Origin of the sequence: Pannus brasiliensis CCIBt3594 (assembly GCF_036688125.1) — a bacterium.
Classification (GTDB): Bacteria; Cyanobacteriota; Cyanobacteriia; order Cyanobacteriales; family Microcystaceae; genus Pannus; species Pannus brasiliensis.
Genome location: NZ_JBAFSM010000028.1, coordinates 51513 through 64013 on the forward strand (window position 1 = coordinate 51513; position 12501 = coordinate 64013).

The window sequence follows — 12501 nt, forward strand, 5'->3', positions numbered from 1 at the left end:
GCCTATGCTATTCTAGGGGAATCGCTTCACTCGATCCCCGTGCTGTCACAATCTTTTTATTTTAGCGGGGAATGGGGTATATTGAGGGAACCCGATACCCGAAAGTTGACGGTAGCTGTCGTGCCGGGTCGGCTCGATCGGGACGAAAGAGGGCTTAAGAAAAAAAGTTTTGGGCGGAATAGAGATATTTGGTAGCGAGTAGAGGTTTTATGGATAAACCATTTCGAGCGGGAGGTCAAACGATTTGAAGCAAACAGCGCGGGTCGCCATTTTAGGGGCGACGGGAGCGGTCGGAACGGAGTTATTGGAGTTATTGGAAAGTCGGGATTTCCCGATCGAGAGTCTGAAACTATTGGCCTCGGAGCGTTCGGCGGGAAAAACCCTCCCTTTCAAGGGCGAAAGTCTCTCGATCGAGGCGGTTAACGAGAATTCGTTTCGAGATATCGATATCGTTCTCGCTTCCGCCGGGGGATCGACCTCCAAAGCCTGGGCGAAAACGATCGTCGAGTCGGGCGCGACCTTGATCGACAACTCCAGCGCGTTCCGGATGAATCCCGACGTTCCCCTCGTGGTCCCGGAAGTGAACCCGGAAAGCGTTGCGAAACATCGGGGGATTATCGCCAATCCCAACTGCACGACGATCCTGTTAGGGGTCGCGATCTGGCCCCTGCACCAAGTCCGACCGATCGAACGGGCGATCGTCTCCACCTACCAATCCGCCAGCGGCGCGGGCGCGCGGGCGATGGAGGAACTAAAGGAGCAGGCGCGGGCGATTCTGGAAAACCGGCAACCGCCGACGAATTCTTTCCCCTATCCTCTCGCGTTTAATCTTTTCCCCCACAACACGCCGATTAACGATCTCGGGTATTGTGAAGAAGAGATGAAAATGGTTAACGAGACGCGGAAGATTTTCGGGGTTCCCGAATTTCGGTTAAGCGCGACCTGTGTGCGGGTTCCCGTCGATCGGGCGCACTCGGAATCGGTTAACCTAGAATTCAGTAGTCCCTTCCCCGTGGAAAAAGCGCGGGAGATCCTGAGTTCGGCGCCGGGGGTAAAACTCGTCGAGGACTGGAAAGCGAACTATTTCCCCATGCCGATCGACGCGACCGGACGCGACGAGGTGTTAGTCGGCCGCATCCGTCAGGATATTTCCAACCCCAACGCCCTGGAGTTATGGCTATGCGGGGATCAGATCCGCAAGGGGGCGGCGTTAAACGCCGTTCAGATCGCCGAACTACTGGTCGAGAAAAATCTCGTTCGCGTCTTGGGATAAAATCCGGTCAAAATATAGGCGTTCGGGTAAAATTTCGGAAAAAAGGAGTACGGGGCGGGAATTGTCATTTCCCACGAATCCCGATCGGGAAGAATCCACGCCCGACTCCCGCCTTTAGCTATTAATCGATAAACACCAGCAGTTAGATGAGCGATACAAGTTTCGGAAGAGTGATCACGGCGATGGTAACTCCCTTTGACGGGGAGGGAAACGTGAATTACGCGGTCGCCGAGAGATTGGCGGATTACCTGATCGGCCACGGTAGCGACGGCCTCGTGGTCTGCGGGACGACCGGGGAATCGCCTACCCTCAGTTGGAAAGAGGAATACGAACTCTTTCGGGTGGTCAAACAAGCGGTCGGAAATCGGGGGAAAGTGATCGCCGGGACGGGATCGAACTGTACCGCAGAGGCGATCGAGGCGACGAAAGAAGCGGCCAAATTGGGGTTAGACGGAACCTTGCAGGTAGTTCCCTACTACAACAAACCGCCCCAGGAGGGACTGTACGAGCATTTCCGCTCGATCGCCGGCGCTACCCCCGATCTGCCGATGATGCTCTACAATATTCCCGGTCGCACCGGACAGAATATGACCCCGGAGACGATCGCCAAATTAAGCGAGATCGAGAATATCGTCGCGGTCAAGGAAGCCAGCGGGAATCTAGAGGCGGCCTGCAAGATCCGGACGATGACCGCGCCCGACTTCGCCATCTATTCCGGGGATGATTTTCTGACCTTGCCGCTATTGACCTGCGGGGCGATCGGGGTCGTGAGTGTCGCCAGTCATCTCGTCGGGGAACAGATCCAGACGATGATCCGGTCTTTTAGCGAGGGGAAAACCCGCGAGGCGATCGAGATCAATCTACGTCTATTCCCCCTGTTTAAAGGGTTGTTCGTGACCACGAACCCGATCCCGGTAAAAGCGGCGTTAAACCTGACCGGTTGGGACGTGGGCGGGCTGAGATCTCCCCTAGTTTCCTTGAGTCCCGAACTGCAAACGGGATTGGAACGGATTTTGCGAGAACTTCCCTCGTGATCGTCGAACCCCGTTTTTCGGATTCTTCCGGGTTAAATTTGTCCAATTTATGGTATAGTAAACGTAAATTATTAGAAAAAGATTTTGCGATTTAATCGATAAAAAACAAGCGATTCATTCTAGGGATAGATCACTAGAAAGAGCTTTTTATAACTATTTCGACTTTCCGTTTCGTAAGCAACCGAATCCAGTACAAACTCACCTACAAACCAAGGACACTAAATGAGTCAAAATGAAACAAACTCGAAACTAAAAATCATCCCCCTAGGAGGATTACACGAGATCGGCAAAAACACCTGCGTTTTCGAGTACGACGACGAGATTATCCTTCTCGACGCGGGATTAGCCTTTCCCTCCGATGATATGCACGGGGTGAATGTCGTTCTTCCCGATACCACTTATCTGCGGGAAAATCGCCACAAGATCAAGGGGATGATCGTCACCCACGGTCACGAGGATCACATCGGTGGTATCCCCTACCATCTCAAACAATTCGACGTGCCGATTATCTACGGGCCGCGGTTGGCGATGGCGCTCTTGCGGGATAAATTAGCGGAGGCGGGATTAGAAAACCGCACCAAGTTAGAGAGCGTCCAACCCCGCGAGATGGTGCGTCTGGGAAAATCCTTCATGGTGGAGTTCATCCGGAACACCCACTCGATCGCCGATAGTTGTTCCGTGGCGATTCATACCCCCCTCGGAGTCGTGATTCACACGGGAGATTTCAAAATCGACCACACCCCCGTCGATGGCGAGCGCTTCGACCTGCAAAAACTGGCCGAACACGGGGAAAAAGGCGTTTTATGCCTCCTGAGCGATTCCACGAACGCGGAAGTTCCCGGTTACACGCCCTCGGAAGCCTCGGTGTATCCCGGTTTAGAGCGGGTTTTCAATCAGGCGACGGGACGGATCATGATCACCACCTTCGCCTCCTCGGTACACCGGATCAATCTGGTGTTGAAACTGGCGGAGAAATTCAACCGGAAAGTGGTGGTCGTGGGTCGATCGATGCTCAACGTCATCGCCCACGCGCGCAATCTCGGCTATATCAAGTGTCCGGATAATCTGTTCGAGCCGCTGAAAGCGACCCGCAGTTTACCGGACGATAAGATCGTCATCCTGACCACCGGATCGCAGGGGGAACCTCTCGCCGCGATGACCCGGATTTCTAAGGGAGAACACCCGCATATCCGCGTCCGTCAGGGGGACACGATCGTGTTTTCCGCGAACCCGATCCCCGGCAACACGATCGCCGTGGTCAATACTATCGATCGATTGATGATGCTCGGCGCGAACGTGGTTTACGGTCGCGATAAGGGGATTCACGTCTCCGGTCACGGCTCCCAGGAAGATCAGAAAATGATGCTCTCCCTGACCCGTCCGAAATTCTTCGTTCCCGTCCACGGCGAACACCGGATGCTGGTACAGCACGCGCGGATGGCGCGGAATATGGGCGTTCCCGCGGAGAACACGGTACTCGTCAACAATGGTGACGTGATCGAGGTGACGGCGGATTCGATCGCCCTGGCCGGGAAAGTGGCCTCCGGGGTCGAGTTGGTCGATCAGGCGGGCATCGTCCACGAACACATCATGCAGGAACGGCAACAGTTAGCCGAGGATGGTGTGGTGACGGTGGCGGCCTTCGTGAACGGCGAGGGACAGTTAAGCGCGCCCCCGGAAATTAACCTGCGGGGCGTGGTAACGAACGTGGAACGGGCGCTGTTGAACCAGTTGATCGTTCGGGCGATCGAGCGCGCGCTAGAGGAACGGATCGACGAGTTCCAAACCGAGGCTGGAACCCCCGACTGGCAACGCCTCCGGGCCGAGATCGAAACGACCCTGCAACGTCTGATCAAGCGGGAGTTACAGAGTCAACCGCTGGTGATCTTCCTTCTACAAGCGACGGAAACGGAACCCCCCTCGTCTTCCACGCGTACCTATCGCCGCCGTCGATCGACCGCGACATTAGCCTCGTAAGGAGGCAGTGGACAGAAGGCAGGAGGCAACAAGATAATAGGCGGTAAGGAAACGAAGAATTTCGACCTTACCGCCTTAATAATTTCTCTAACGCGATCTTCTCCTCGCGCGCGATCTCTCGCCAGTCGCCGGGCTGTAATCCCGTCAAGCACAATCTGGAGTTTTTGTCAATAGCGATCGAGGTACGAATTAAGCGTAGGGTCGGGAAACCCACCGCGGCGGTCATGCGGCGTACTTGGCGGTTGCGGCCTTCGGTGAGGGTGATTTCTAGCCAAGCGGTCGGGACGGATTTTCGGAACCGGATCGGGGGATCTCGCGGGGGGACGGACGGTTCCGTGTCGAGAAGGCGGACGATCGCCGGTCGGGTTCGATAATCTTGAACGGGTACACCATCCCGTAATTTTTGCAGGGCGGTTTCGTCGGGAATCCGTTCGACCTGGACGAGATAGGTTCGCGGGTGGGCGAATTGACGATGGCCCAACCGATGCTGGAGTTGACCGTTATCGGTGAGTAGTAATAATCCCTCGCTGTCGAAATCTAACCGACCGACGGAATAGACGTTCGGGATCGGGATGTAGTCTTTTAGGGTCTTTCTTCCCGATTCATCGGTGAACTGACAGAGTACCCCGTAGGGTTTATAGAAAAGTAGATATTTCATACGGTCGCGCCGGACGCGTCAGGGCCGATCCCGCTAAGACACGCTCGATCGTTTCCCGATCTATTTTAGACCTTTTGTAGGGGGTATCGGGGCGGTCTACAGGCGTGAAAGACTTTTTTAGAAAAAAATTCCGTATTTTAAACGATACACCGTATATTTTCCTACAATCATCTTACCGTTTAGCCTAGAGCGGTTTGACCCCGATAAGCCTTTTCGTTTCCCGCGGGTCGGGGAATCTAGCGGCCGGGCGGCCTCTCCCATCCGACCGCGGAAGTTTTTCCCGGGTGATCTCGATCCCGACGCTCGACGTACATAAAGAATGTATAAAGAAAATCAGGGTATTTTGTAATTTTTCTGTAAAGTACAACAAATTTTTTTCAGCAACCTCTCTTAAGTGTCTATATTTAGATAGAAACCTCGATAGGGTTTTCCGCATCCGCTACAGCGCGTCAGTAGCAACCCGCGAATTCTAGAAATCCGTATATTCACGCGAACGTCACCCGCGACTTCAGGAGGAAGTTAGATTTTCATGGCAGAACTTTTAGGAAGCCTATATATCGATGTCAATGCCAACGGAACTCAAGATATCGGACTCGATCGAGCGATCGGGGGATGGACGGTGTTCGTTGACTATAATGGCAACGGTCGCCTGGATGCGGGTGAAGCTTTCGCGGTGACGGCGAGCGATGGAAGCTACCGGATTACCGGGATTCAAAACGGTACTTACGAGATACGGGTTTTAAGCGCGGCGGGCGAGCGGCTCACCTACGACGCGACCACGGGATTGCCGACGAATAGCGGGGGATGGTTGTTGTCCGCCCCCCTCACCCGCGATCTGAGCCTGAACGATCGCTACTACATCGCCAGTTTTTCGAGTACCGGAACGCAACTGGGGGCGCTCAACTTCGATGATGCCGCCCTGCGGGGGTTAGCGGATAACTCGGCTCTAACCGCCACTAACCAAGTGTGGGCCGGCCTGGGGTTGAAGTTCTGGCTCGATAGCAATCGGGATTTTATCGGCGACGCGACCCAGATCATTAACGGGGTACAGGGCGGGGCGATGTACGTGGAACAACGAGGCGGTAGCGATACGACCTCCAGTTTCGTCAACGATTTCGTGACCGGTCCTTTCGATCTCTCGAACCGCTTTAACCGACGGGTGTTCGATACGGAAAACGCGATCCGCCGATCGCTATCCGAGTCGAGTCAGGCGGGGTTACTGGGAACTTATTTCCTGCGGGGGGGCGGGCTGTTCACGACGACCACGGTTCCCACGTTTTTAATCGAGTACACGACCCCGACCGCGGCGGCGAAAGGCTGGGTCTGGGATATCGATACCACCTGGAACGAACAGCTACAGGGACTCACCGAAAAATGGCGGGTGGAGTGGTTCAACAGTAATCAACAATTACTCGGTTTTCAGGACAGTCCGGCGGGTGAGAGCGTGTGGATACCGACCTCCGTGGTTAACGCCAATCCGACCCTGTACGCGAACACGACTCGTCTGGATACGGATACCAACGGGGACGGGATTCTCGATGCCGATCTCAATCCCAACTGGTCGTACAATTACAACTCGCTCGATGCCAAATTGTGGGAGTGGTCGTTCGCCCGACAACAGGCCGATGTCAGTTACGTCCGGATCACGTTCACGGGACAGAAAACCCTGAACACGGACGTGGGATTCGCGTTCGATCGCTTTGACGCGTTCGCGGTCAATTCGCTCACCGCGGATTTCGGGATGTACCAACTGGCGACGCTCGGCGATCGGGTTTGGTTGGACACGAACGCGAACGGGATTCAAGAAGCAGGGGAAGCGGGAATCGCGGGCGTATCCGTGCAGTTACTCGGCAGTGATGGCGCGAGCGTGATCGCCACCACGACCACCGGGGCGGACGGTTCCTATCTCTTCTCGAATTTGACCCCCGGAACCTATTACGTTCGCTTCATCCGACCGGACGGATACTCGGCCTTCAGCCCGGCGGACGCGACGGATGACCTCAAAGATAGCGACGTGAACGTTACGGGACTGACCGGGCTGATCTCGCTCACGAGCGGCCAATCCAATACGAGCGTGGATGCCGGATTGTATCAATACGCGACGCTCGGCGATCGGGTTTGGTTGGACACGAACGCGAACGGGATTCAAGAAGCAGGGGAAGCGGGAATCGCGGGCGTATCCGTGCAGTTACTCGGCAGTGATGGCGCGAGCGTGATCGCCACCACGACCACCGGGGCGGACGGTTCCTATCTCTTCTCGAATTTGACCCCCGGAACCTATTACGTTCGCTTCATCCGACCGGACGGATACTCGGCCTTCAGCCCGGCGGACGCGACGGATGACCTCAAAGATAGCGACGTGAACGTTACGGGACTGACCGGGCCGATCGCGCTCACGAGCGGCCAATCTAATACGAGCGTGGATGCCGGATTGTATCAATACGCGACGCTCGGCGATCGGGTCTGGCTGGACGCGAACGCGAACGGGCTTCAAGAAGCCGGGGAAGCGGGAATCGCGGGCGTATCCGTGCAGTTACTCGGCAGTGATGGCGCGAGCGTGATCGCCACCACGACCACCGGGGCGGACGGTTCCTATCTCTTCTCGAATTTGACCCCCGGAACCTATTACGTTCGCTTCATCCGACCGGACGGATACTCGGCCTTCAGCCCGGCGGACGCGACGGATGACCTCAAAGATAGCGACGTGAACGTTACGGGACTGACCGGGCCGATCGCGCTCACGAGCGGCCAATCTAATACGAGCGTGGATGCCGGACTGTATCAATACGCGACGCTCGGCGATCGGGTCTGGTTGGACAGCAACCAAAACGGAATTCAAGAAGCCGGGGAAGCGGGAATCGAGGGCGTTACCGTGCAACTCGTCGCCTGTGATGGCACCCTTCTCTCGACCACGACCACCGGGGCGGACGGTTCTTATCTCTTCTCCAACCTAATGCCCGATAAGTATCGCGTGCGCTTCATCCTGCCCGAGGGATACGATGGCTTCAGCCCGGCGGACGCGACCGACGATCTCACCGATAGCGACGCGGACGCGACGGGACTGACCGCGAAGTTTGTACTCGGTAGTGGGGAGTCCAAACGGAGCGTGGATGCCGGACTATATCAACTCGGGATCGCCCCCCTAGCGAGTTTTTCCGCGATAGCCCCCCTATCGGCTTTTTCCGCTACTCTCGAATCTCCCGTGACGAGCGCAGGAAGTAATGACGGGATGGCCGAACTTTCCGGGAGCCTGTATCTCGATGTCAACGCTAACGGGAGTCAAGAGAACGGGAGCGATCGAGGACTCGGCGGCTGGAGAGTGTTCGTGGACTATAACGGCGATGGTGTCTGGAATAACGGGGAAGCCTCGGCGGTGACGGCGAGCGATGGAAGTTACCGGATTACCGGGATTCAATACGGTACTTACGAGGTAAGGATTTTAAGCGCGACGGGCGAGCGGATCACCTACAACGCGACCACGGGAGCGCCGACGAATAGCGAGGGATGGTTGCCGTCCGACCCCCTCACTTACGATACTTTTTTGAGCGATCGCTACTACATCGCCAGTTTTTCGAGTACCGGCACGCGACTGGGGGCGATCGACTTCGAGGATGCCGCCCTGCGGGGATTACGGGATAATTCGGCTCTAACCGCCACTAACCAAGTGTGGGAGCCTCTGGGATTGAAGTTCTGGCTCGATAGCAATCGGGACTTCATCGGCGACGCGCTCCAATCGGGCGGGACGATGTACGTGGAACAACGCGGCAGTAACGATACGACCTCTAGTTTCGTCAACGATTTCACGACCGGCCCCTTCGATCTCTCGAACCGCTTCAACCGACGGGTGTTCGATACGGAAAACGCGATCCGCCGATCGCTATCCGAGTCGAGTCAGGCGGGGTTACTGGGAACTTATTTCCTGCGGGGGGGCGGGCTGTTCACGACGACCACGGTTCCCACGTTTTTAATCGAGTACACGACCCCGACCGCGGCGGCGAAAGGCTGGGTCTGGGATATCGATACCACCTGGAACGAACAGCTACAGGGACTCACCGAAAAATGGCGGGTGGAGTGGTTCAACAGTAATCAACAATTACTCGGTTTTCAGGACAGTCCGGCGGGTGAGAGCGTGTGGATACCGACCTCCGTGGTTAACGCCAATCCGACCCTGTACGCGAACACGACTCGTCTGGATACGGATACCAACGGGGACGGGATTCTCGATGCCGATCTCAATCCCAACTGGTCGTACAATTACAACTCGCTCGATGCCAAATTGTGGGAGTGGTCGTTCGCCCGACAACAGGCCGATGTCAGTTACGTCCGGATCACGTTCACGGGACAGAAAACCCTGAACACGGACGTGGGATTCGCGTTCGATCGCTTTGACGCGTTCGCGGTCAATTCGCTCACCGCGGATTTCGGGGTGTATCAACTGGCGAAGATCGGCGATCGGGTCTGGTTGGATGGCAACTCGAACGGGATTCAAAACACCGGAGAACCCGGCGTGGGGGGGATGACCGTCCGGCTTCTCGACGGTAGCGGCAATCCCGTCCTCGATAGTAACGGCAAACCGATCACGACCGTGACCCGTTTCGACGATCCCCTCACCCAGGACGTGGACGAGACCGGACTCTATGAATTCACGGTTCGACCCGGAACCTATTCCGTGCAATTCGATCTATCGAGCGTTGTCGGTGTCAGCGGTTTTACGGCGATCGACGCGGGAAGCGATGACGGCCTGGATAGCGACGTGGACGCGAACACGGGGCGCGTGGCTTCTTTTACCGTCACCGGCGGTCAATCGAACTTGAGTATCGATGCGGGATTGCTCCCCGAACAACAGTCGCTGAACGGCGAGATCGGCGATCGGGTCTGGATAGATACCAACCGCGACGGGATTCAAGACGCGGGAGAGGAGGGGATCGAGGGGGTATCCGTGGAACTGCTCGATAGTGATAGCGGCGCTTTTCTCGCCGGCACGACCACCGGAATGGACGGTTTTTATCTGTTCTCCGGTTTGGGTCCCGGAACTTACCGCGTTCGTTTCATCCTGCCCGATGGATACTCGGCCTTCAGTCCCGCCAAGACGACCGACGACCTCCAAGATAGTGACGCGGACGTTTTGGGAATGACCGGATCGATCGGCCTCGGTACGGGCGAATCGAACTGGAACGTGGACGCGGGATTACTCCTCCGTCCCGACGGTACCGGCGAGGGTCTGACTCCCAATTACTGGAAAAATCTCGGGGATAGACATAGTTGCTATCCCTCTCCCTACCAATCGAACAGTAATTATGAAACGGTGTTCGGCGTGGATGTAGACGATACGCTCGTTCGTTCGCTGGGGAATAAAGATAATACCCTCACCTTCTACGAAGCGTTGAGCGCGAGTGAAAAGAGCGTCATCGGGGCGTTACTGCGTCACTCGACGGCGGGGATCTTGAACGCCGCTCACCCGAGTATCGATTATTACTACTCGATCGGCGAGGTGATCGATTATACGCGACAAGCTTTCACGGGAACTCTCGACGCGAACACGGTTAAAAATTGGCTCGCGTACAGAAACCAGACTGGAGCCGTTCTCTAGTTCTCACGGCCTCCGGTTCGAGTAAGCATTCCATCGAGGGAAAAGGGGAAGAGAAAAAGCCGGATCTGGTAATCTTGCCCTTGACCCTTTTTCCTATTCCCGGCAAATCTTTCCCGCCACGAAACGACGGTTTTTTCGGGAAAGTTTTTTCCCGACCTATCCCCGACGCTCGCCGTATAGAAAGACCCCCGCATGAACCTGTAATTTTTCTGTAAAAACTGGAAAAACCCCTTCCGCGATTTTCCGTAAGTGTATATATTGATACAGGAACTCACTCGAACGTTTTCCACGTTCACCATCTCGCGCCGTCAGGATGTTTGAAAAATTCGCTGTAAGTCTTTTCGCGTATGAGTTCCATTGTTCTCGTACCGAACGGCTAGAACTCTCGTGATTCAAAAGAGTCGGATCAGTCTTCAGACCTTTTCTTCGTAACCTACCGAGAATTCTCGCGAGAATCCTGAAAAATCTATCCATTCACATAAGTACCGCTCGATCGTTTAGGAGGGGGCATTTCTCATGGCACAACTTTCTGGAACCCTGTATCTCGATGTCAACGCCAACGGAATTCAAGACATTGGACTCGACCAATATCTGGAGGGATGGACGGTGTTCGTTGACTATAACGGTAACGGTCTCCCGGACGCGGGGGAAGCCCTCGCGGTGACGGCGAGCGATGGAAGTTACACGATTACCGGGATTCAAAACGGTACTTACGAGGTACGGATTTTAAGCGCGACGGGCGATCGGATTACCTACGACGCGACCACCGGAGCGCCGACGAATCTAGGGGGCTGGTTGCCCTCGGAACCGCTCACGTACGATCCCGTTACCCTCGATCGCTACTACATCGCCAGTTTTTCGAGTACCGGAACGAAGCTAGGAAGTATTGACTTCGAGGATGCCGCCCTGCGGGGGTTAACGGATAACTCGGCTCTAACCGCCGATAATCAAGTTTGGTCGGGTCTGGGATTGAAATTCTGGCTCGATAGCAATCGGGACTTCATCGGCGACGCGACCCAGATCATTAACGGGGTACCGGGCGGGACGATGTACGTGGAACAACGCGGCGGTAGCGATACGACCTCCAGTTTCGTCAACGATTTCACGACCGGGCCTTTCGATCTCTCGAACCGCTTTAACCGACGGGTGTTCGATACGGAAAACGCGATCCGCCGATCGCTATCCGAGTCGAGTCAGGCGGGGTTACTGGGAACTTATTTCCTGCGGGGGGGCGGGCTGTTCACGACGACCACGGTTCCCACGTTTTTAATCGAGTACACGACCCCGACCGCGGCGGCGAAAGGCTGGGTCTGGGATATCGATACCACCTGGAACGAACAGCTACAGGGACTCACCGAAAAATGGCGGGTGGAGTGGTTCAACAGTAATCAACAATTACTCGGTTTTCAGGACAGTCCGGCGGGTGAGAGCGTGTGGATACCGACCTCCGTGGTTAACGCCAATCCGACCCTGTACGCGAACACGACTCGTCTGGATACGGATACCAACGGGGACGGGATTCTCGATGCCGATCTCAATCCCAACTGGTCGTACAATTACAACTCGCTCGATGCCAAATTGTGGGAGTGGTCGTTCGCCCGACAACAGGCCGATGTCAGTTACGTCCGGATCACGTTCACGGGACAGAAAACCCTGAACACGGACGTGGGATTCGCGTTCGATCGCTTTGACGCGTTCGCGGTCAATTCGCTCACCGCGGATTTCGGGATGTACCAACTGGCGACGCTCGGCGATCGAGTCTGGCTGGATACGAACGCGAACGGGATTCAAGACGCGGGAGAATCGGGAATCGCGGGCGTATCCGTGCAGTTACTCGGTAGTGATGGCGCGAGCGCGATCTCGACCACGACCACCGGGGCGGACGGTTCCTATCTCTTCTCGAATTTGACCCCCGGAACCTATTACGTTCGTTTCATCCAACCCGACGGGTACGCCGGATTTAGCCCCG

At 55.9% G+C, this 12501-nt stretch carries 6 protein-coding genes; 5 read left to right on the forward strand and 1 reads right to left on the reverse strand.

From position 1 onward, the window contains the following. Positions 1 to 244: 244 nt before the first annotated feature. From V0288_RS14945 to V0288_RS14955, 3 genes are all read left to right on the forward strand, one after another. The gene (locus V0288_RS14945) at positions 245 to 1273 is read left to right on the forward strand and encodes an aspartate-semialdehyde dehydrogenase (RefSeq protein ID WP_332865923.1); all 1029 of its coding nucleotides are present in this window, start codon (positions 245 to 247) and stop codon (positions 1271 to 1273) included. Between the two features lie 146 nt (positions 1274 to 1419). Beyond that, positions 1420 to 2307: a 4-hydroxy-tetrahydrodipicolinate synthase gene (gene dapA / locus V0288_RS14950; protein ID WP_332865924.1), complete on the forward strand. Its 888-nt coding sequence runs from the start codon at positions 1420 to 1422 to the stop codon at positions 2305 to 2307. 222 nt (positions 2308 to 2529) lie between these two features. Beyond that, entirely contained in the window at positions 2530 to 4284 is a 1755-nt protein-coding gene (locus V0288_RS14955) for a ribonuclease J (RefSeq protein ID WP_332865925.1), read from the forward strand. 67 nt (positions 4285 to 4351) lie between these two features. On the opposite strand, the gene V0288_RS14960 is transcribed toward V0288_RS14955, so the two are convergent. Further along, positions 4352 to 4942, reverse strand: coding sequence for a pseudouridine synthase (locus V0288_RS14960; RefSeq protein WP_332865926.1), 591 nt, complete (start codon positions 4940 to 4942; stop codon positions 4352 to 4354). A gap of 529 nt (positions 4943 to 5471) precedes the next feature. Between V0288_RS14960 and V0288_RS14965 the strand changes: the two genes are divergently transcribed. Continuing rightward, on the forward strand, positions 5472 to 10532 hold the full coding sequence (locus tag V0288_RS14965) for an SdrD B-like domain-containing protein (protein WP_332865927.1): 5061 nt from the start codon (positions 5472 to 5474) through the stop codon (positions 10530 to 10532). Positions 10533 to 11048: 516 nt separating this feature from the next. After that, positions 11049 to 12501 (forward strand): SdrD B-like domain-containing protein (locus V0288_RS14970; RefSeq protein WP_332865928.1); only part of this gene is annotated, 1453 nt, incomplete at its 3' end.

Excerpts from the sequence above, each read along its gene's own strand:
- V0288_RS14965 (WP_332865927.1), top strand. The coding sequence starts at position 5,472 with ATGGCAGAACTTTTAGGAAGCCTATATATCGATGTCAATGCCAACGGA.
- dapA (WP_332865924.1), top strand. The coding sequence starts at position 1,420 with ATGAGCGATACAAGTTTCGGAAGAGTGATCACGGCGATGGTAACTCCC.
- V0288_RS14960 (WP_332865926.1), bottom strand. The coding sequence starts at position 4,942 with ATGAAATATCTACTTTTCTATAAACCCTACGGGGTACTCTGTCAGTTC.
- V0288_RS14955 (WP_332865925.1), top strand. The coding sequence starts at position 2,530 with ATGAGTCAAAATGAAACAAACTCGAAACTAAAAATCATCCCCCTAGGA.